Consider the following 19,750-nt stretch of genomic DNA (forward strand, 5'->3'; position numbering starts at 1 on the left):
CAAGGTCCTTTTACAAGATCCGCCCACCCTCCCCTTTTCGCCTTTCCAAAACGAAAAGAGCCGGGACATGCCCGGCTCTTTTTTCATTCTGTGCTGACATTTCAGATCAGCCGAGGACCTTGGCGATAGAGGCCTGAACCTCGTCGATGGATGCCAGACCGTCGATCTTGTTCAGCTTGCCCTTGGCATAATAGTAGCCGATCAGCGGCGAGGTTTTCTTGTAGTATTCCATCAGACGGGTCTTGAGGCTTTCCTCATTGTCGTCCGCGCGCCGCTTGATGTTGCTGCTGCCGCAGTTGGCGCATTTGCCATCGGCCGGCCAGGGTTTGGTTTCATCATGGTAGACTTCACCGCAATCGCCGCAGGTCGACCGGCCGGTGATACGTGCCACCAGCGCAGCGTCATCGACCGCCATTTCAACGACGGCATCCAGGCTCTGCCCCATTTCGGCCAGCAGGTCGGTCAGTGCATCTGCCTGCCCCAGCGTGCGCGGGAAGCCGTCAAAGATGAAGCCTCCCTCGGCGCCTTCGGCGATTTTCTCGCGGATCAGACCGATGACGATCTCGTCCGTGACCAGTTCACCGCGGGCGATGACCTCGGCCACCTTCTTGCCCATCTCGCTGCCGCTGGCCTGCGCATCGCGCAGCATGTCACCAGTGCTGAGCTGTACCATGCCCCGGGTTTCGACCAGATGACGGGCCTGCGTGCCCTTACCCGCGCCTGGCGGGCCCAAAAGAATGATATTCATCGACGAGCGGGCCCCCGTTTTGTGCGTTTCTTGCTGCGGCCACGCAGCTGGCTTTTCTCGATCAGACCTTCGTACTGGTGCGCCAGCAGATGGCTTTGCGCTTGCTGGATCGTGTCCATCGTGACCGAAACAACAATCAGAACCGAGGTGCCGCCAAAGTAGACCGGAATGGCGAACTGACCGCGCAGGATTTCTGGCAGCAGGCAGACAGCCGCCAGATAGGCCGAGCCCAGAACCAGAACGCGGTTCACAACGTATTCGATGTACTCAGCGGTTTTCTTGCCGGGACGGATGCCAGGGACAAAACCGTTCTGGTTCTTCAGGTTCGTCGCCACTTCATCAGGTTTGAAGGAGACGTTGAAGGTGTAGAAATACGCGAAGAACACGATCATCGACACGAAGAACAAGAGGTACAGCGGCTGACCGGGGCCAAAGTTGGCCAGCAGCCAGGACATCACCGGACCAGAGGCCGAACCCGCCGAGAAGGTAGAGATCGTGGTCGGCAGCAGCAGCAGCGAGGAGGCGAAGATCGCCGGGATCACGCCCGCCGGGTTCACCTTGACCGGCAGGTGCGACGAGCCGCCATCATAGACCTTCATGCCCACCTGACGGCGGGGGTATTGAATGTGAATCTTGCGCAGGGCGCGCTCCATGAAGACCACGAACATGATTACCGCGACAACCATCAGGATCACGCCGATCAGAACCGCCGGGCTGATGGCACCGGAGCGGCCGGAGGCAAAGAACTGCGCGATGGCTGCGGGAACCTCGGCGATAATGCCGACAAAGATGATCAGGGAGATACCGTTACCGATGCCCCGCTGGGTGATCTGCTCGCCCAGCCACATCAGGAACATGGTGCCGCCCACCAGGGTAATCATGCAGGCCAACCGGAAGTACATGCCAGGGTCGGTCGCAAGATCGCCGGACTCCAGCGACACCGCCAGACCGTAGGCCTGCGCCGTTGCCAGCGCGACGGTGCCGTAACGGGTGTACTGGTTGATTTTCTTGCGGCCCTGATCGCCTTCTTTTTTCAGCTGTTCCAGCGCCGGAACCATGGAGGTGAGCAGCTGAACGATGATCGATGCCGAGATGTAAGGCATGATCCCGAGGGCAAAAATGCCCATCCGTCCAAGCGCACCGCCGGTAAACATCGACACCATGCCGCCGATGCCCTGCCCCGCCGACTCCATAAATTCGCGCAGTGCCGAGGCATCAATGCCCGGGACCGGAATGAATGTGCCAAGACGGTAGACGATCAATAGGCCGAGGGTGAACAGGATGCGGTTGCGCAGATCCTTGGCCTTGCCGAGCGCGGACCAGCTGGTGTTCGCCGCCATTTGTTCTGCTGCTGATACCATGAAATGGGTCTCTTTTTGCGAAAACGCCGCCCGGAACCGTTTTCCGGCTCGGGCGGCGTATGGAAAAACTGTGACCTATGTAAGCGGCATCGACGCCGCTCACAAGCCGTTACTCAGCAGCAGCTGCTGTCGCCACGGTCAGGGTGCCGCCCGCTTTTTCAACTGCCGCGATGGCAGATTTGGACGCGCCGGTCACGGTGATGTTGGATTTGGCCGAGAAATCGCCTTTGGCCAGGATCCGCACACCGTCTTTTTTGCGGCGCAGCAGGCCCGATTCGACCAGCGAATCTTCGGTGATGGTTGCCGCGTCCAGCTTGCCCGCGTCGATGAACTTCTGGATCAGGCCCAGGTTCACAACAGCGAAAGTCTTGCGGTTCGGCTTGGTGAAGCCACGCTTAGGCAGACGCTGGTAGAGGGGCATCTGGCCGCCTTCGTAGCCATTGATCGAAACACCCGAACGGGATTTCTGACCTTTGATACCACGGCCACCCATTTTACCTTTGCCGGAACCCGGGCCACGGGCCACACGGGTGCGTTTCTTGGCGGCGCCGGGATTGTCGCGCAGTTCATGAAGTTTCATATCGCTTCTCCTTGCCGGATGTGACCCCTGAAGCGTAAGCGGGCCAACCTCGGCTCTTCTTGATTGTTGATTCTGTGGCTTGGATTGCCACCGGGGGCGTATAGACGCTGTGCCGGGCGATATCAAGCCCTGCCTCCCGGCGCGGAAGCCCCCTGTCCGCCCCAGGCTTCCCGCGCATGGCGACGCCGGACAAATTAAAAACGCCCCTGCGCAGGGCAGAGGCGTCTTTCGATCCCGGCCAGTCCGGGGGAGGCAATAAGTCAGGCCGGGCTATGGTGTCCGATCAGTTGCCGTAAGCGTGCAACCGGGCAATGTTGCTGATATCGCAGCGCCGCACGCCGATATCGGCCAGCTCGCGGTTGGATAGGTTTTCCAGTTCCGCATAGGTGCGCCGGTATTCGGACCGGCGGGCCAGAGTGGTGCGGAAGTTCGCAACTGCGGCGCGGATGCGGGCGCCAAAGGAATAGGTCGGGGTAGCGGAAGTTGTATAGGCCATCGTCGTCGTCCTTGATCTCGGCAAAACCGGGATCCCTTCCCGGCTGGTCGTTCATGTCTGTTTTGTGACACCGGGGAGATAGGTCGCATTTCATGACCTAACAACCGACACTAGCGTTTGACCGCTATGCGTTTTCGGAATGGCTATAAAACAGGCGATAGTGGGGATTTTGCCCCCATCCGTGCAGATAATCGCAAATCTCCCGAGAAATCCGCCGATTTACGTGAACTGCTTCACACTTCGCGCTTGCGCATCGTGATAGCGGGCAGCGAATTGTAACAGTTTTTTAACAAGGCGGTTTCGGAATGATTGCGAGTCGGGACCTCGGTATAGCTACCTCTTATCTCAACTCAGGCGCCTACAAACCGGCCCTGAAGATTGCAAAACGCCTGCAAAAGACGACTCCGCGGGATCCACATCCGTTTAACGTCGCTGGCATCTGTCTTTCGGCCATGAACAAGCTGCCCGAGGCGATCGCACAGTTTCAGCGCGCGATGAAGATTGATCCGGGCTTTATCGACGCGCGGCACAATCTGGCACAGACCCTGATTCTGGCAGGGCGCCACGCGCAAGCTATCAAGATTGTCGAACCCCTGCGGGAAAGCGACCCGACCGCCTGTTTTTTCCTGGCGCAGGCGCATGTGCACCTTGGCGATCTCACCGCGGCAGAGGTTGCGATCAATCAAGCGGTGACCTTGCGCCCGTCATTTGCGCCTGCCCAGAATCTGCGCGGCATGATCCTTGCCAACCTCGGCGAAGAGACCGAGGCGATCGCGGCCTATGAAACGGCGCTATCGCTTGATCCCAACAACGTGGAGACCCTCGTCAATATCAGCCTCCCGCTGGCCCGCCAGAACAGACACGCCGAAGGCCGCGAGATGGTTGAACGCGCCGTACAGCTCGCGCCCGAGCACATTGGTGCCCGGCTCCGGCTCGGAACCTCATTCATCGAGGCCGGACGGTTCGAAGAGGCCAAAGAACAATTCCGGGCTGTCCTGGCCCTGCAGCCCGCGCAGACACAGGCGTTTGAACAATTGTCGCTGTTGCTCGACAGGGACGAGATGAAAACCCTGGCCCGCCCCGCAAAAAAGGCGCTCGGCAAACTCCGCTCAGGCTCGGTCGAAGCTGCCGAACTGCAGTTTGCCTTGTCCCGGATCGAAGATGCCATGGGCGACCGGCAGGCCGCCGCCAAGGCGCGCGAGCGTGCAAACGGTATCCTTGCAAAACAATTGCCCTATGACGAAGAGGAAGACACCCGGCAGACTGAGCGCATCCTGAGCCGCTTTCCGGACATCACTCCCTCTCCGACCGACAAACCCGACGGACCATATCCCATCTATGTCCTCGGCCTACCCCGCTCCGGCACCTCGCTGGTCGAGGCAATGCTGAGCCGCCTGCCAAATGTGGAAACGTTGGGCGAACGCGCGGCAACCGGGTTTCTGGTTCAGGATTTCGTGAGCAGCGACATTCCGTTTGATGCCGAGGCGGCGCGTATCTTTACCAATAAAGATGCAGCGCGGCTGCCCCCCTGCCCTGACGATACGCGCGCCTATGTCGACAAGATGCCGGAAAACTACCGCTACATAGGGTTTCTCAAAACGGCCTATCCGCATTGCAAGATTGTGCACGTACGGCGTGACCCACGCGACGTGGCCTTATCGATGTGGAAATCGCACTTCACCGGGACAGCCCTGTCCTACACCTACGACCAGACGGCCTTGGCGTGGCGCGTCGGCCTATATGCCCGCCTCATGCATCACTGGCAAACCGTATTCCCGGATCAGATCCTGACGGTCGACTACGAAGACCTTGTTGCAGACCCGGTGGCGGGCAGCCGCGCACTTGCAGATTATTGTAGGCTTGAATGGTTACCGGAAATGGCCGCGCCGGAAGATAGCAGCGCACCGACCCTAACGATGAGCGCCTCTCAGATCCGCCAGCCGGTACACCAAAGATCCATTGGCGGTTGGCGTGCGCAGGCCGCTGAATTGGCTGAATTCCTTGAGGCCCTAGACACGAGCCTGTGGCCGGATCTCGCGGACTGATCTGACGCCTCCGCGCCATTTCACTTTTCGCAAAGCCCAGCAGAGACCGTTCAAACGAAAAACGCCCCCGCAATGCGGAGGCGTTTGTCAGACTATGCCGGGTAAGGCTTAGCCTTTTTCTTCGACGATCTCGACCATGTGCGAAATCTTGTTGATCATGCCACGCACGGCCGGGGTGTCTTCCAGCTCGCGGGTTTTATGCATCTTGTTGAGGCCCAGACCGATCAGCGTCTGACGCTGTTTGGCGGGGCGACGGATCGGGGAACCGATCTGCTTTACAACGATGGTTTTAGCCATGTGTCCGTCTCCTTACGCTTCAGCGGCTTCGGCAGCCGGTGCTTCGTCCCGCTTGGGCAGGATGTCGGCGACCTTTTTGCCACGACGCTGTGCAACGGCACGCGGGCTCTGCTCTTTGGTCAGGCCGTTGATGGTTGCGCGGATCATGTTGTAGGGGTTCTGCGAGCCGATCGACTTGGACACAACGTCCTTGACGCCCAGCATTTCGAACACGGCACGCATCGGACCACCGGCGATGATACCGGTACCTTCCGGAGCGGTGCGCATGACGACCTTGCCGGCACCGTGACGACCGTTCATGTCGTGGTGCAGGGTGCGGCCTTCTTTCAGCGGCACACGGATCATCTGACGCTTGGCCTGCTCGGTCGCCTTGCGGATGGCCTCGGGCACTTCTTTCGCCTTACCCTTGCCAAAGCCGACGCGGCCTTTCTGATCGCCTACGACGACGAGCGCGGCAAAGCCGAAGCGCTTACCGCCTTTAACGGTTTTCGACACGCGGTTGATCGCAACCAGGCGATCTGCAAATTCCGGTGTTTCTTCTTCGCGGCGGCCACGGCCACGGCGGTTTTCACGTTCTGCCATGAGGCATTCCTTTCTGACTGGCGCGTCCAACAGGCGGGGCGCCGGTTATCTCAATCCTGGTGAGGGACCCCATGCAGGCTCCCTCCCGGATCATCGGGGCGGCGAAACCGCCGCCCGCAAGTCTTAGATCTTCAGACCACCTTCACGCGCAGCGTCGGCCAGAGCCTTCACCTTGCCGTGGAACAGGAAGCCGCCACGATCGAAATAGGCCTCGGAGACGCCTGCCGCCTTGGCGCGCTCGGCGATAACCGAACCCACTTTGGTGGCTGCTTCGACGTTGTTCTTGCCAACGAAGCCGAGATCTTTTTCCAGGGTCGAGGCCGCTGCCAGGGTCTTGCCCTGCACATCGTCGATCAGCTGAACCGAGATGTTCTTGTTCGAGCGGTGCACGGACAGGCGTACACGGCCTGCGTTGACCTTGCGAAGTTTGTTCCGGACGCGCAGGCGACGCTTCAGAAACAGGGTACGTTTGCTGTTTGCCATTTTGCTTGTCCTTACTTCTTCTTGCCTTCCTTGCGGAAGATAAACTCACCCTTGTAGCGGATGCCTTTGCCTTTGTAGGGCTCGGGACGGCGCCATTCGCGGATTTTCGCCGCGACTTCGCCCACCTGCTGCTGGTCGTTACCTTCCACAACGATTTCGGTCTGCTTCGGTGCGGTAATGGTGATACCTTCCGGAGCAACGAAGTCGACATCGTGGCTGTAGCCGAGGTTCAGTTTCAGGGTGTTGCCCTGAACCTGCGCCCGGTAACCCACACCCTGGATCTCCAGCTCTTTTTTGAAGCCGGTGGTCACGCCGGTCACGAGGTTCGCGACCATGGTGCGGGACATGCCCCACTGCTGACGGGCACGTTTGGACTTGCCGCGCGGCTCGACCATTACAACGTTGTCGTCAACGGACAGGGTGACGTCGTCGGTGGCGGTGAAGCTGCGGGTCCCTTTCGGGCCTTTCACTTCTACGGTCTGGCCGGATACCGAAGCGGAAACGCCGCTGGGCAGTGCGACCGGTTTTTTACCAATACGGGACATCTGTAAGCCTCCTTAGAAGACGGTGCAGAGCACTTCGCCGCCGACGTTGGCTGCGCGTGCGTTTGCGTCCGACATCACACCCTTGGGGGTGGAGACAATCGACACGCCCAGGCCCTGACGGACCGACGGGATGTCATTGACGCCCATGTAAACGCGACGACCGGGTTTGGAGACCCGCTTCAGTTCACGAATGACAGGTTCGCCATCGAAGTATTTCAGGCTGATTTCAATAGCCGGATGGCCATTTTCACCAGTGGTATTCTCATAGCCGCGGATGTAGCCCTCGTCCGCCAGCACATCCAGAACCCATGCCCGCAGCTTGGAAGCCGGGGTCAGGACGGTGGATTTACCGCGCAGCTGAGAGTTACGGATACGGGTGAGCATATCGCCGATAGGATCGTTCATATCTGTCTCTCCCTTACCAGCTCGATTTCACCATGCCGGGGATCTGGCCGTTCGAGCCCAGTTCCCGCAGAGCGATACGGCTGATCTTCAGCTTACGATAGTAAGCGTGAGGACGGCCGGTCAGCTGGCAGCGATTGTGCAGACGAGTTGCCGACGAGTTGCGCGGCAGTTTCGCCAGTTTCAGACGCGCTTTGAAACGCTCTTCCATCGGGCGGTTTTCGTCATTCGCGATTTCTTTCAGCTCGGCGCGCTTTGCGGCATATTGTGCCACCAGGCGCTCGCGCTTCTTTTCGCGTTCGATCATGCTTTTCTTAGCCATGTCTCTTCCTTCCCGCGCTTAGCTGTTGAAGGGCATGTTGAAAGCTTTCAACAGCGCCTTTGCTTCCGCGTCGGTTTTCGCGGTGGTGGCAATCACAATGTCCATGCCCCAGGGCTCATCGATCTTATCGAAATCGATTTCCGGGAACACCATGTGCTCTTTCAGGCCCATGGCGTAGTTGCCACGACCGTCGAACGAGTTACCCGATACGCCGCGGAAGTCACGGATACGAGGCATTGCGATGGTGATCAGGCGGTCCAGGAATTCGTACATCCGTTCGCCGCGCAGGGTCACCTTGGCGCCCATCGGCATGCCTTCGCGAACGCGGAAGCCGGCGATGGAGTTCTTGGCCACGGTGGTCAGAGCTTTCTGGCCCGCGATTGCGGTCAGGTCAGCCTGGGCCGACTTGGCTTTCTTGCTGTCTTTGACGGCAGCACGGCCACAGCCGATGTTCAGAACGATCTTGTCCAGCTTGGGGATCATCATCTCGTTCTTGTAGCCGAATTCCTCTTTCAGGGCGCCACGGATGGTGTCCTTGTAGAGATCCTTCAGACGCGGGGTGTAGTTAGCGGAATCAAGCATCGATCACGTCCCCCGTGGTCTTGGCAAAACGCACTTTCTTGTCGCCTTCCATGCGGAAGCCAACGCGGGTTGCTTTGCCGTTTGCGTCCAGCAGAGCCAGGTTCGACAGGTCGATCGGCAGTGCCTTGGGCAGGCGGCCGCCCTGTGCAGTCTGGGACTGACGGGTGTGACGGATCGCCATGTTCACGCCGTCGACAACGGCTTTACCGGCTTTGGGGTCAACGGAGGCGATGGTGCCTTCTTTGCCCTTGTCCTTACCGGCCAGCACGACGACCTTGTCGCCTTTGCGGAGTTTAGCAGCCATGATTACAGCACCTCCGGAGCAAGCGAGATGATTTTCATGAAGTTCTTCGCGCGCAGCTCACGAACAACCGGGCCAAAGATACGGGTACCGACCGGCTCGTTGTTGTTGTTCAGGATAACGGCAGCGTTGCGATCGAAACGGATCGCGGTACCGTCTTCGCGGCGGACTTCTTTGGCGGTACGTACGACGACGGCCTTACGGACGTCACCTTTCTTTACGCGACCGCGCGGGATGGCTTCCTTGACCGAGACGACGATGATGTCGCCAACGGATGCGTATTTACGCTTGGAACCACCCAGAACCTTGATGCACTGAACTCGGCGAGCGCCGGAGTTGTCAGCAACATCCAGATTTGTTTGCATCTGGATCATGTGGTTTCTCCCGACCTTTGGGGCAGCGATGCGTGCTGTGATCCCCCAGGGTTTCGACTGTGCTAAAAAGCCTAGTCGCCAGGAGCCTCAAGTGAGGCTCTTAGGCTTCCAGAACTTCCCAGCGTTTCGTTTTCGATTTCGGCGCGCATTCGATGATGCGTACGGTGTCGCCGACCTTGAAAGCGTTCTTTTCATCGTGAGCCCGATACTTCTTGGACTTACGGATGGTTTTCTTCAGAACCGGATGCGTAAAGCGGCGCTCGACGGAAACGGTAACGGTTTGTGCGTTTGCGTCGCTGGTCACAACGCCTTGCAGGATACGTTTGGGCATCTCAGAGGCTCCTTATTCAGCTGCCGCAGCGGCTTTTTCGTTCAGGATGGTTTTAACACGGGCTGCGTTACGGCGCGCGTTGCGCACTGCAGCGGTGTTTTCCAGCTGACCGGTTGCCTGCTGAAAGCGCAGGTTGAAGCTCTCTTTTTTCATGGATGCAAGCAGATCGCGGAGTTCATCCACGGTCTTTTCGCGCAGATCATTGGCGTTCATCGCCTTTGTTCCTTTTCCTTGGCACCAGAGGGCCCCTTTTGACGGGTCACCCTTACGTCTGGTGGGTTATGTAGCCCGCGCCCGAAGAGTTCAGGGCACAGAAAATGGATCACCGCGACTCATCACTGAGCGCGGTGATGGGTTCATATAGGAGAGTTGGTGGTTGGGGGCAAGGGAAAGATGCAGCTTGTGCCAAACGGGCGGCAGAGAACCACACATGTCTATGCGCACAACTCAGCACGCCGTTTAAAGTCAGCCTGAAACGGGCTGACTGCCCGGGCCGCCCGACCCTCCCGACAGGGAGGCGCTTCACGCCGGCCCAGGGTCAGGCACTGCACTCATGTTGCGCAAATCCCAAGCAAGCAATGGACTCCGCCCGTTCGCGCCTGAAATGATCCCCCAGATCACTTCCAAGACGGCGCTCACTCCCACTTATAGTTGAAGCTCACCGAAATCCGCTCTTCCTCGGCCATGTTCAGCGGGACCTCATGGCGGATGAAACTTTCCCAGAGCAGAACATCGCCCACCTTGGGAGACTGATAGACGAATGTCTTCAGCTCCTGGCGGCAGTCCTTGCGGCGCGGCGGGTGGGCCATCATCATCGCGTGGCGCGGGTCTTCCAGCTTTAGGGCGCTAGCGCCTTCGGGCATCGACACATATGTGGTGCCGGAGATTACCGAATGCGGGTGGATATGGCTGGCGTGTGTACCGCCCTCGGGCAGAATGTTGATCCAGAGATCCTCCAGCACCAACGCGCGATCATCCAGATCCAGTTCCAGGTCCTCAGCAAAAGCCGCCACATGGGCGTCCAGCGATTTCACCAGATCGGCGAAGATCGGGAACCGCCAGGGCAGATCGGTCAGCGAGGCATAGGAGGTATAGCCGGGATAGCCGTTCTCCTCGCACCAGTCCTGCCCGGCTTCATCATCACCGGCGATGACAAGGCAGGAGTTTTCAAGTTCGCCTGCGTCGATGTTCGGCCCGTGTTCGGACAAAGCAGCGCGGTAGAGACGGGTAACGAAGAGAGAGTCGATCTGTGCCATAGCTGCCTTTTATCCCTGCCCGGCGCACTTTTGCGAGTCCCAATTGGCTGCACCCCGCGCAATGGAACCCACTGCGGACAACGCCCACCACATTACAACATATATCAGCACGGCCAGCCATGACACTCTGGCAACCCTGCCATGCCCAGACCGCCACTGGGGCGCAACACAATATTAGCGCGGCACTGCTACCCTGACCCAGTATGACCTGAGTTCCGGTTGTCACCTAGCATCCCTATCTACCGAGTGCCCCACTATGAAGTTCAAAGTATCCATCAATCTCGCCATCCTGTCGATCATCGTGCTGGCCGCCGGCATCATGTTCACCTTGGCGGGCATTTCTCTTTATACCCATCAGGTTCGCGACGACATGCAAGTCCGGGCCGCGCAGATCGAAGCGGTCGACATGTCTCTTGTCGATCTGGAGCAGCAGTTTCTTTCGGCCCGCCGTGCTGAAAAGGATTTCCTACTGCGCAAGGACGAAAAGTACACTGAGCGCCATGCCGCGATCATGGATCAACTGGCCTCGACCTTTGACGGCCTGAAGCAAAATATCGCGCAGGTTCCCGAACTGCGGTCTACTGCCGTCACGCTGCCTGAACTGGAAACCGCGATCGCCGCTTATGGGGCAGCCTTTCTAAGTCTCGCGGACAGCAACCGGCGCCTGGGGCTTGATGAAAACGACGGACTGCAGGGCAATCTGCGGACTGCGGTGAAGAACGTCGAGACCGAGTTGCAGGGCCTCGAACAGCCCGAGATGCAGGTCAAAATGCTGATGATGCGCCGACACGAGAAGGACTTCATCATGCGCAAGGATCCGAAATACCTGGATCGGTTGAATGCACGTGTCGATGAGTTCCACGCCTTTCCCGAAAGCTATTACGCGGATCGCGCGCAGTTTCAGTTGATATCGGATCTGATGGACACCTATCAGACGTCTTTTGCGGCCTATGTTGATGAGACCCTGAAAGAACAGGATCTCCGGAAACAGATGTCAGAGACCTATGCAGCTGCAGAACCCTTGGTCGAAGCCCTGCACAAAGAGTCCCGTATCGTCATGGGTCAGATCCTTGCCGACACTGCCGCGATCAGCGAACAGGCCGCCAGTAACTCGACCCGCGCAGGTCTGGGCGGCGCAGCTGTTTTCATTGTGCTCGCGCTGCTTCTGGCCCGCGGGATTTCCCGGCCCCTGAAACGCACTGACAGGGTTCTGAAAAAGATGCGGGAAAACGATTTCACCCCCGCACTGCCCGTAACCCCTATCCGAGAAATCTCGGCAATCGCCGAGGCGGTTGGTGACTTCCGCAAGGACGAAGAAATCAAGCACCGTATGACCAAGGACATCGCCCGCGTCATCGACGCCTGCGCCGAAGGTGACTTTTCCAAACGGGTCGATACCGCTGGTAGCAGCGGCATGTTCGCAGAACTGGGCAACGGAGTGAACGCCATTGGCACCGTCGCCGAAAGGGGATTGAAGGACGTTCAAGAGGTGATCGGCGGTCTGGCAACCGGTGACTTGAACCAGGCGATGCAACCGGGGCAAAAGGGCGTGTTCCGGGAAATCTCTGATGCGATTGACCACCTGACCAACAGCCTTGATGGCATGATCCGGCAACTGACCGGCAGCAGTGAAATGCTGAACAACACCGCCAACGAGATTTCATCCGCCATGAACGATGCCTCGCGGCGGGGCGAAACCTCAGCCGCCGCGCTGGAAGAAACCGCCGCCGCGCTGCAGACCGTCAGCGACACGGTGCGTGACACGGCCTCCAGCGCGCAGGACGCCAAATCGCTGGTCGACAATGCGCAGAACAATGCAGAGGGCACCCGCTCGATCGCAGAACAGACCGTCACGGCCATGCAACGGATCAAGGACTCTTCGGATGCGATTTCCAAGATCACCGACATGATCGACGATGTCGCCTTCCAGACCAACCTGCTGGCGCTGAACGCCGGGGTCGAAGCCGCCCGCGCCGGAGAAGCTGGACGCGGCTTTGCCGTGGTTGCCTCTGAAGTCCGCGCGCTGGCACAGCGCTCATCGAATGCCGCTCAGGAAATCAACAACCTGATCAACACCAGCCGGGGCGAGGTCACCGTCGGCGTGAAGCTGGTCGACGAGACTGGCGAGTCCCTTGCAAAGATCGTTCAGACCATCATCCAGGTCGTGGAGCGCATGAATACGATTGCCGACAATACGGTGGAGCAGTCCAACGGGCTGACTGAAGTCAATGTCGCTGTCGACTCGCTCGACAAAGACTCCCAAAAAAGTGCGGCCATGCTGGAGCAAACATCCGCTGCGGGTCAGCTGTTGCAACAGGAGGCCCACCGCCTGTTCGAGGCGATCTCGGGCTTCCGCCTGAAAGGCAGCCCCGCGCACCATGGCTCTGCCCCAGCCGCCCAGCAGCAAGACGATTGGGCCGCATAGGCCGGACGCTCTGGTCCTGCCCCCCGGCTTGACGCCTTGAAGCGCAAGACGATGGCCCTCTCTGCACTCCGCCGAGCGGGCCATTTACTGCCTTCCCGACACTACGCAGCGCACCACGCCATACTGCCGTTCGCCTCAGGAAGGCAGACGGATTTTCCGGGAGTGACCACAAAGAAAAACCCCCGCCAATTTCTCGGCGGGGGTTTCTGATTTTCCAAAGAGCCTGGGCTTACCAGTCTTCGCGAACCACGACGCGGGTCTTGATCGGCAGCTTCATCGCAGCAAGGCGCAGAGCCTCGCGGGCGATGTCGTCATTGACGCCATCGATTTCGAACATCACGCGACCGGGCTTCACTTTGCATGCCCAATAGTCGACGGAACCTTTACCTTTACCCATACGAACTTCGACGGGCTTGGAGGTTACCGGGGTATCCGGGAAGATCCGGATCCAGACACGACCCTGACGTTTCATGTGACGGGTCATGGCACGACGTGCAGCTTCGATCTGACGGGCGGTTACGCGCTCGGGCTGCAGAGCCTTGAGACCGTAGGTGCCGAAGTTCAGGTCAGAACCACCTTTGGCGAGACCGGAAATCCGGCCTTTGTGCATTTTGCGGAATTTCGTACGCTTTGGTTGAAGCATCTCATCCCCTCCTTAGCGACGACCGCCACCAGCACCACGGGGTGCAGGGCCGTCCTGGATTTCCTGAGACTTACGATCACGCGCCTGCGGGTCATGCTCCATGATCTCGCCTTTGAAGATCCAGACCTTGATCCCGATGATCCCGTAGGGGGTCATGGCTTCGGAGTGAGCGTAATCGATGTCGGCGCGCAGGGTGTGCAGCGGCACACGACCTTCACGGTACCATTCGGTACGGGCGATTTCAGCACCACCCAGACGACCCGCGACGTTCACCCGGATACCCAGGGCGCCCATGCGCATTGCGTTCTGAACGGCACGCTTCATCGCGCGACGGAAGGACACACGACGTTCCAGCTGCTGAGCGATGGACTCGCCAACCAGCTGTGCGTCCAGCTCGGGCTTGCGCACTTCAACGATGTTGAGGTGCAGTTCCGAGTCGGTCATCGCTGCCAGCTTCTTGCGCAGGACCTCGATATCGGCGCCTTTTTTGCCGATGATCACGCCCGGGCGCGCGGTGTGAATGGTCACACGGCACTTCTTGTGGGGGCGTTCGATGATCACGCGGGCCACACCGGCCTGCTTGCACTCTGCCTTGATGAACTCACGCAGTTTCAGATCTTCCAGCAGAAGATCACCGTAGTCCTTGGTGTCGGCGTACCAACGGCTGTCCCAGGTGCGGTTCACCTGCAGGCGCATGCCGACCGGATTGACTTTATGTCCCATTAGGCTTGCTCCTCAACTTGACGCACCTTGATGGTGATCTCAGCGAACGGCTTCAGGATCTTGCCGAAACGACCACGGGCCCGCGGGCGACCGCGTTTCATGGTCATGTTCTTGCCAACCCATGCCTCGGCGACGATCAGTTCATCGACGTCCAGGTTGTGGTTGTTCTCGGCGTTCGCGATGGCGGACTGAAGGCATTTCTTCACGTCCTGCGCGATCCGCTTGTTCGAGAAAGTGAGGTCGGTCAGAGCCTTGTCCACTTTCTTGCCACGGATCATCTGAGCCACCAGGTTCAGTTTCTGCGGGCTGGTCCGAAGCATGCGGGTTTTCGCCATTGCTTCGTTGTCGGCCACGCGGCGGGGATTTTGTACCTTGCCCATGACTTACTTCCGCTTCGCTTTCTTGTCCGCAGCATGACCATAATAGGTCCGGGTCGGCGAATACTCACCGAACTTCTGACCGATCATGTCTTCCGAGACGTTGACAGGGATGTGTTTCTTGCCGTTGTACACACCAAACGTCAGACCCACGAACTGGGGCAGAATGGTGGAACGACGCGACCAGATCTTGATCACTTCATTGCGGCCCGATTCACGCGCAGCTTCGGCTTTCTTAAGCACATAGCTGTCGACGAAAGGACCTTTCCATACAGAGCGAGACATAGATTAACGTCCCTTCTTCTTGGCGTGACGCGAGCGGATGATCAGCTTTTGCGACGCTTTGTTTTTGTTGCGGGTGCGCTTACCCTTGGTCGGCTTACCCCACGGGGTCACCGGGTGACGACCACCCGAAGTCCGGCCTTCACCACCACCGTGCGGGTGGTCGATCGGGTTCATAACGACACCACGGACCGAGGGACGCTTGCCCTTGTGGCGCATACGGCCAGCTTTACCGTAGTTCTGGTTGCTGTTGTCAGGGTTGCTGACGGCACCAACGGTGGCCATGCATTCCTGACGGACCATGCGCAGCTCGCCCGAGGACAGGCGGATCTGAGCGTAGCCACCATCACGGCCAACGAACTGAGCGTAAGTACCGGCGGCACGGGCGATCTGGCCGCCTTTGCCGGGCTTCATTTCGATGTTGTGAACGATGGTACCGATCGGCATGCCCGAGAACGGCATTGCGTTGCCCGGCTTGATGTCTGCCTTCGCGGAGGCGATGACCTTGTCACCAACTGCCAGACGCTGCGGAGCGAGGATATAGGCCTGCTCGCCGTCTTCGTACTTCACCAGTGCGATGAAGGCAGTACGGTTGGGGTCATATTCAATGCGCTCGACGGTCGCGGCGACATCAAATTTATTCCGTTTGAAGTCAACGATCCGGTAAAGACGCTTTGCGCCACCACCACGGCGGCGAGAAGTGATCCGTCCGGTGTTGTTCCGGCCGCCCGATTTGGTCAGACCCTCAGTGAGAGACTTGACCGGACGCCCTTTCCAAAGCTCCGAACGGTCGATCAGAACCAGCCCACGCTGGCCCGGCGTCGTCGGTTTATACGACTTAAGTGCCATGCTTTCTGTCTTCCGTTTAGCGTGCGGATCCTTAGGTTCTTGTCTTTGGACCCGCTATGTTAAAGCCCCCTGATGTGCCGCAAGCGGCGGGTCAGGTGACCGATCTAAAGGGCCCCGAAGGTCCCAGGTTATTCATGATCCCGACAAAAGAGACAGCCCCGGACGAATCCGAGGCCTTCAGGATTGGTGCCGTTTAGCAGAGGTTGCTGGGGGTGGCAATGGGTGAAGAGCACCGCGATACGGCTAGCAGCTCGAGTTAGTTACTTGGACGTCTTCTGACCAAAGATATATCCAAGCGCGGTTGTCGCCAGTGCCAAGACACGGTTTGCGTTGTCCGCCCAAAACTGCTGGTCCGCGCCTTCGGGCTGCGCTTTTCCCAAGCACCACCACCAAAAGATGAGACTCAAGAACATTACTACGAACGCAATATTGACGGGCGCGCTTTCTCTGCCCCCAAGGGGATGCCCTAACTAACCAAGCTCCTTGGCGGCCATCTTCTCCTTATGTCTGTTACCTTCCTTCTCCAAGGCGACCCTAAGGTCTCCGGCACTTCTGAGGGCATCCGTCAGTTCAGGATCCTGAGCTTCCGAATCATCTTTAATGCCAGCTTTGGCCGCCTTTCGATCAACTGCCATATTCAAATGAAAGCCTATGCTTGATCATTGGAAGGGATACCGCAAAAAGCCTAGACAAATCCTGAGGCTTCAACGAGCTGTATTCATCCAACATATCCCTAGGCACCAGCAGGTGAGCCGCAAAAGCATTCGCTTCCTTCTCATGAGGTTCTCCATGGTCAGTTTGGTCATCGCGCATCAGAACGCGATATTCTTCACCCATAGCCCAATCACGATGCAGCAGAGCGTGCCCCAGTTCATGGGCAATCGTGAATGTCTGCCTTAAAGGAAACTCATCTTTATTCACATAAATAGCATTTTCTTCAGGGTCGTAGAAACCCGAGACATTCTGGAAATCTTCATTGAAGCCTACAAACCGGACCTCAACGCCCATATTCCTAGCAACCTCAACTGGATTGACCGGGGGCGAGGATATTCCAAACTCCTCGCGAATTGACCTCACTTGCGACTTAACACGCGCATAGTTTGGGCGATAGTTCATGTTCACTCCCCCTTGCCTTTGACGCAAAGTCACTCCAACGTCCGAACACATCAAATACTGCTGGCAGACATCACTTGAGCGGCGCGGCTACACCAAAGCTAGCACGCTTGTCAACGAATGTGGGAATTATCTTCTCCAGCTTCAAGTACCAATACTGTCCCTCGGGGCGGCGCTCTCAACGTACCGTCTCGCAGTCTAGCCTCACCAATTTCATAGAAGCATACCGACAAGCATGACACCAGCCAAAGCGCCGTTTCGACGGGACGCGCTGGCGCAATGGCCTAGATTCCGTTCCAATAATCACCCGGCCGCAGGCCGGGCAGCGCCCGCCCCTCCCCCAGGAGGGCGCTTCACGCCCACCTAGGGTCAGGCGCTGCCCTTTGTGACCAGACGCACCCCAAACGAAAAAGGCCCCCGCTTTCGCAAGGGCCTTCGATCTTTTTGAAAGCAAACAGATCTCAGAGTCCGGTGGACACGTCGATGGTGTTGCCTTCTTCCAGGGTCACATAGGCTTTCTTCACGTCCTTGCGACGGCCGATCTGGCCGCGGAAACGCTTGACCTTACCCTTGGTGATGGTGGTGTTGACCGCTTTGACCTTCACACCAAAGAGCGCCTCAACGGCCTCCTTGATCTGGGGTTTGTTGCTGTCGATCGCCACTTCGAAAACCACTGCACCGGCTTCGGACGCCATGGTGGATTTCTCGGTGATGATCGGCTTGCGGATCACGTCGTAGTGTTCTGCCTTCGCGCTCATTTCAGTCGAGCCTCCAGTGCTTCGACACCCGCCTTGGTGATCACCAGGGTGTCACGCTTGAGGATGTCATAGACGTTTGCACCCATCGTCGGCAGGATATCCAGACCTTCGATGTTGCGCGATGCTTTGAGGAAACCCTCGTTCACGGATGCACCGTCGATGACCAGCGCGCGCTTCCAGCCCAGGTTTTTCACCTGCTTGGCCAGCAGGGCGGTCTTGCCTTCTGCGGTTGCGTCCTCGATCACGACCAGTTCACCCGCTTTTGCCTTGGCGGACAGCGCGTGGCGCAGGCCCAGCTTGCGGAACTTCTTGGTCAGCTCGTGGCCGTGGCTGCGCGGGGTCGGACCCTTGTAGATACCACCCTTGCGGAAGATCGGCGCGTTGCGGTCACCATGGCGTGCGCCACCGGTGCCCTTCTGGCGGTAGATCTTCTTGGTCGAGTAGGAGGTCTCCGAGCGGGTCTTGACCTTGTGGGTACCGGCCTGCGCGTTGTTGCGCTGCCAGCGAACCACACGGTGCAGGATGTCCGCACGCGGCTCCAGACCGAACAGGTCTTCGGACAGTTCGATGTCGCCTGCCTTGCCGCCGTCGAGTTTGATCACATCAAGTTTCATGCTTCACCACCTTCCGCGGGAGCTTCCGCCGGTGCTTCGGTTGCTGCTGTCTTCAGAGCCGCCGGGAAGGGCAGACCTTCGGGCGCTTTCTTCTTGACGGCATCCTTGACGGTTACCCAACCGGATTTCGGACCAGGTACGGCACCTTTGATGAACACCAGGCCACGGTCGGCGTCAGTCTTGACGACTTCCAGGTTCTGGGTGGTCACGCGGGCAGCGCCCATGTGGCCGGCCATCTTCTTGCCTTTGAAAACCTTGCCGGGATCCTGACACTGACCGGTCGAACCGTGCGAACGGTGCGAGATCGACACACCGTGCGAGGCACGCAGACCGCCAAAGTTCCAGCGCTTCATGGCGCCTGCGAAACCTTTACCGATCGAGGTGCCGGTCACGTCCACTTTCTGACCTGTCAGGAAGTGTTCGGCCGAGATTTCGGCGCCAACTTCGATCAGGGCATCGGCGGGCACGCGGAATTCAACCAGCTTCCGCTTGGGTTCAACCTTTGCAGCGGCAAAGTGGCCACGCATCGCCTTGGAGACGCGCTTCACTTTGGCCGAGCCTGCGCCCAGCTGAACGGCGGTGTAGCCGTCTTTGTCTTCGGTGCGTTGCGACACGACCTGCAGACCATCCAGGTGAAGAACGGTCACAGGGATCTGCTTGCCGTCTTCCATGAACAGCCGGGTCATGCCGACCTTCTTTGCGATAATACCAGAGCGCATATTCATTACCCTCCGATCTTACGACTGCAGCTTGATCTCGACGTCCACGCCAGCGGCGAGGTCGAGCTTCATCAGCGCGTCCACGGTCTGGGGAGTCGGATCAACGATGTCGAGCATGCGCTTGTGGGTGCGGATCTCGAACTGGTCACGGGATTTCTTGTCGACGTGGGGACCACGCAGAACGGTGAATTTCTCGATCTTGTTCGGAAGCGGGATCGGGCCACGAACCTGCGCGCCGGTGCGCTTTGCAGTGTTCACGATTTCCTGGGTGCTGGCGTCCAGCACGCGGTAATCGAAAGCCTTCAGCCGAATGCGAATGTTTTGACTTTGCATTTCGTCAGCCTTTTATAGGCGTTGGAGTTGAGAGGAGGGCCCACGACCACCGCACACCCTCATCGAACCCAAAAGGCGGGAATCACCCCGCCTTGATATTCTCATTGAGAACTCGCGCGTCTTAAGCCTGCAGCGGCGGTATTGCAAGGGTAAATGAGGCCCGTGCGAATGCTCCCACGCTTTGGGCCCACCTCAGAAGCCGTTACCGC

At 58.6% G+C, this 19,750-nt stretch carries 28 protein-coding genes; 2 read left to right on the forward strand and 26 right to left on the reverse strand.

The features are described 5' to 3' along the window. Positions 1–106: 106 nt before the first annotated feature. From AC5SSZ_RS14090 to AC5SSZ_RS14105, 4 genes are all read right to left on the reverse strand, one after another. Positions 107–748 carry an adenylate kinase gene (locus AC5SSZ_RS14090; RefSeq protein WP_274830250.1) on the reverse strand — a complete coding sequence of 214 codons (642 nt, stop codon included), beginning with the start codon at positions 746–748 and terminating at the stop codon, positions 107–109. Then, on the reverse strand, positions 745–2,109 hold the full coding sequence (gene secY, locus AC5SSZ_RS14095) for a preprotein translocase subunit SecY (protein WP_495438424.1): 1,365 nt from the start codon (positions 2,107–2,109) through the stop codon (positions 745–747). Before secY ends, AC5SSZ_RS14090 begins: the two co-directional genes overlap by 4 nt. Before the next feature lie 109 nt (positions 2,110–2,218). Then, on the reverse strand, positions 2,219–2,689 hold the full coding sequence (gene rplO, locus AC5SSZ_RS14100; RefSeq protein ID WP_065271453.1) for a 50S ribosomal protein L15: 471 nt from the start codon (positions 2,687–2,689) through the stop codon (positions 2,219–2,221). A 283-nt stretch (positions 2,690–2,972) separates the two neighbouring features. Beyond that, positions 2,973–3,185 carry a DUF1127 domain-containing protein gene (locus tag AC5SSZ_RS14105; protein WP_274830252.1) on the reverse strand — a complete coding sequence of 71 codons (213 nt, stop codon included), beginning with the start codon at positions 3,183–3,185 and terminating at the stop codon, positions 2,973–2,975. Between the two features lie 305 nt (positions 3,186–3,490). Here AC5SSZ_RS14105 and AC5SSZ_RS14110 point away from each other — a divergent pair, with 305 nt between their 5' ends. Further along, entirely contained in the window at positions 3,491–5,230 is a 1,740-nt protein-coding gene (locus AC5SSZ_RS14110) for a tetratricopeptide repeat-containing sulfotransferase family protein (RefSeq protein WP_495438426.1), read from the forward strand. Between the two features lie 108 nt (positions 5,231–5,338). Here the strand turns inward: AC5SSZ_RS14110 and rpmD are convergent, their stop codons facing one another. From rpmD to AC5SSZ_RS14170, 12 genes are all read right to left on the reverse strand, one after another. Next, complete coding sequence (gene rpmD, locus AC5SSZ_RS14115; protein ID WP_065271456.1) at positions 5,339–5,527, reverse strand: 50S ribosomal protein L30; 189 nt, start codon at positions 5,525–5,527, stop codon at positions 5,339–5,341. Between the two features lie 12 nt (positions 5,528–5,539). Next, entirely contained in the window at positions 5,540–6,109 is a 570-nt protein-coding gene (rpsE, locus tag AC5SSZ_RS14120; protein ID WP_065271457.1) for a 30S ribosomal protein S5, read from the reverse strand. Between the two features lie 123 nt (positions 6,110–6,232). Continuing rightward, a complete protein-coding gene (gene rplR / locus AC5SSZ_RS14125) occupies positions 6,233–6,592 on the reverse strand; it encodes a 50S ribosomal protein L18 (RefSeq protein ID WP_065271458.1) in 360 nt (119 codons plus the stop codon). Between the two features lie 11 nt (positions 6,593–6,603). Beyond that, entirely contained in the window at positions 6,604–7,137 is a 534-nt protein-coding gene (rplF, locus tag AC5SSZ_RS14130; RefSeq protein WP_065271459.1) for a 50S ribosomal protein L6, read from the reverse strand. 12 nt (positions 7,138–7,149) lie between these two features. After that, complete coding sequence (rpsH, locus tag AC5SSZ_RS14135) at positions 7,150–7,542, reverse strand: 30S ribosomal protein S8 (RefSeq protein ID WP_495438427.1); 393 nt, start codon at positions 7,540–7,542, stop codon at positions 7,150–7,152. 13 nt (positions 7,543–7,555) lie between these two features. Continuing rightward, positions 7,556–7,861: a 30S ribosomal protein S14 gene (gene rpsN, locus AC5SSZ_RS14140; RefSeq protein ID WP_065271461.1), complete on the reverse strand. Its 306-nt coding sequence runs from the start codon at positions 7,859–7,861 to the stop codon at positions 7,556–7,558. Positions 7,862–7,879: 18 nt separating this feature from the next. After that, on the reverse strand, positions 7,880–8,443 hold the full coding sequence (rplE, locus tag AC5SSZ_RS14145) for a 50S ribosomal protein L5 (RefSeq protein WP_065271462.1): 564 nt from the start codon (positions 8,441–8,443) through the stop codon (positions 7,880–7,882). Beyond that, positions 8,436–8,747 (reverse strand): 50S ribosomal protein L24, encoded by a 312-nt coding sequence (gene rplX, locus AC5SSZ_RS14150; protein WP_065271463.1) that lies wholly within the window; start codon positions 8,745–8,747, stop codon positions 8,436–8,438. Before rplX ends, rplE begins: the two co-directional genes overlap by 8 nt. 2 nt (positions 8,748–8,749) lie before the next feature. Continuing rightward, entirely contained in the window at positions 8,750–9,118 is a 369-nt protein-coding gene (gene rplN / locus AC5SSZ_RS14155) for a 50S ribosomal protein L14 (protein ID WP_005621870.1), read from the reverse strand. 100 nt (positions 9,119–9,218) lie between these two features. Then, positions 9,219–9,449, reverse strand: a complete 231-nt coding sequence (rpsQ, locus tag AC5SSZ_RS14160) for a 30S ribosomal protein S17 (protein WP_008555996.1) — start codon at positions 9,447–9,449, stop codon at positions 9,219–9,221. A 12-nt stretch (positions 9,450–9,461) separates the two neighbouring features. Beyond that, entirely contained in the window at positions 9,462–9,662 is a 201-nt protein-coding gene (gene rpmC / locus AC5SSZ_RS14165; protein WP_065271464.1) for a 50S ribosomal protein L29, read from the reverse strand. Positions 9,663–10,084: 422 nt separating this feature from the next. Beyond that, on the reverse strand, positions 10,085–10,705 hold the full coding sequence (locus tag AC5SSZ_RS14170) for a TIGR02466 family protein (protein WP_495438432.1): 621 nt from the start codon (positions 10,703–10,705) through the stop codon (positions 10,085–10,087). A gap of 256 nt (positions 10,706–10,961) precedes the next feature. Between AC5SSZ_RS14170 and AC5SSZ_RS14175 the strand changes: the two genes are divergently transcribed. Then, a complete protein-coding gene (locus AC5SSZ_RS14175) occupies positions 10,962–13,130 on the forward strand; it encodes a methyl-accepting chemotaxis protein (protein WP_495438433.1) in 2,169 nt (722 codons plus the stop codon). A 229-nt stretch (positions 13,131–13,359) separates the two neighbouring features. On the opposite strand, the gene rplP is transcribed toward AC5SSZ_RS14175, so the two are convergent. From rplP to rpsJ, 10 genes are all read right to left on the reverse strand, one after another. Further along, entirely contained in the window at positions 13,360–13,773 is a 414-nt protein-coding gene (gene rplP, locus AC5SSZ_RS14180) for a 50S ribosomal protein L16 (RefSeq protein ID WP_065271467.1), read from the reverse strand. 12 nt (positions 13,774–13,785) lie between these two features. Next, entirely contained in the window at positions 13,786–14,496 is a 711-nt protein-coding gene (gene rpsC, locus AC5SSZ_RS14185) for a 30S ribosomal protein S3 (RefSeq protein ID WP_065271468.1), read from the reverse strand. Continuing rightward, complete coding sequence (rplV, locus tag AC5SSZ_RS14190) at positions 14,496–14,876, reverse strand: 50S ribosomal protein L22 (RefSeq protein WP_065271469.1); 381 nt, start codon at positions 14,874–14,876, stop codon at positions 14,496–14,498. Before rplV ends, rpsC begins: the two co-directional genes overlap by 1 nt. 3 nt (positions 14,877–14,879) lie before the next feature. Continuing rightward, entirely contained in the window at positions 14,880–15,158 is a 279-nt protein-coding gene (gene rpsS / locus AC5SSZ_RS14195) for a 30S ribosomal protein S19 (protein WP_065271470.1), read from the reverse strand. A 3-nt stretch (positions 15,159–15,161) separates the two neighbouring features. Then, positions 15,162–16,004: a 50S ribosomal protein L2 gene (gene rplB / locus AC5SSZ_RS14200; protein ID WP_065271471.1), complete on the reverse strand. Its 843-nt coding sequence runs from the start codon at positions 16,002–16,004 to the stop codon at positions 15,162–15,164. Between the two features lie 624 nt (positions 16,005–16,628). After that, entirely contained in the window at positions 16,629–17,120 is a 492-nt protein-coding gene (locus AC5SSZ_RS14205; protein ID WP_495438435.1) for an ImmA/IrrE family metallo-endopeptidase, read from the reverse strand. A 458-nt stretch (positions 17,121–17,578) separates the two neighbouring features. Beyond that, complete coding sequence (locus tag AC5SSZ_RS14210; protein WP_192965366.1) at positions 17,579–17,875, reverse strand: 50S ribosomal protein L23; 297 nt, start codon at positions 17,873–17,875, stop codon at positions 17,579–17,581. After that, entirely contained in the window at positions 17,872–18,489 is a 618-nt protein-coding gene (gene rplD / locus AC5SSZ_RS14215) for a 50S ribosomal protein L4 (protein WP_274849419.1), read from the reverse strand. Before rplD ends, AC5SSZ_RS14210 begins: the two co-directional genes overlap by 4 nt. Next, entirely contained in the window at positions 18,486–19,208 is a 723-nt protein-coding gene (gene rplC / locus AC5SSZ_RS14220; RefSeq protein WP_065271476.1) for a 50S ribosomal protein L3, read from the reverse strand. The genes rplD and rplC overlap by 4 nt, the downstream gene beginning before the upstream one ends. 18 nt (positions 19,209–19,226) lie before the next feature. Then, positions 19,227–19,541, reverse strand: coding sequence for a 30S ribosomal protein S10 (gene rpsJ, locus AC5SSZ_RS14225; RefSeq protein ID WP_058289455.1), 315 nt, complete (start codon positions 19,539–19,541; stop codon positions 19,227–19,229). Between the last annotated feature and the right edge of the window lie 209 nt (positions 19,542–19,750).

Source organism: Phaeobacter sp. CC-HEC084 (assembly GCF_059429255.1).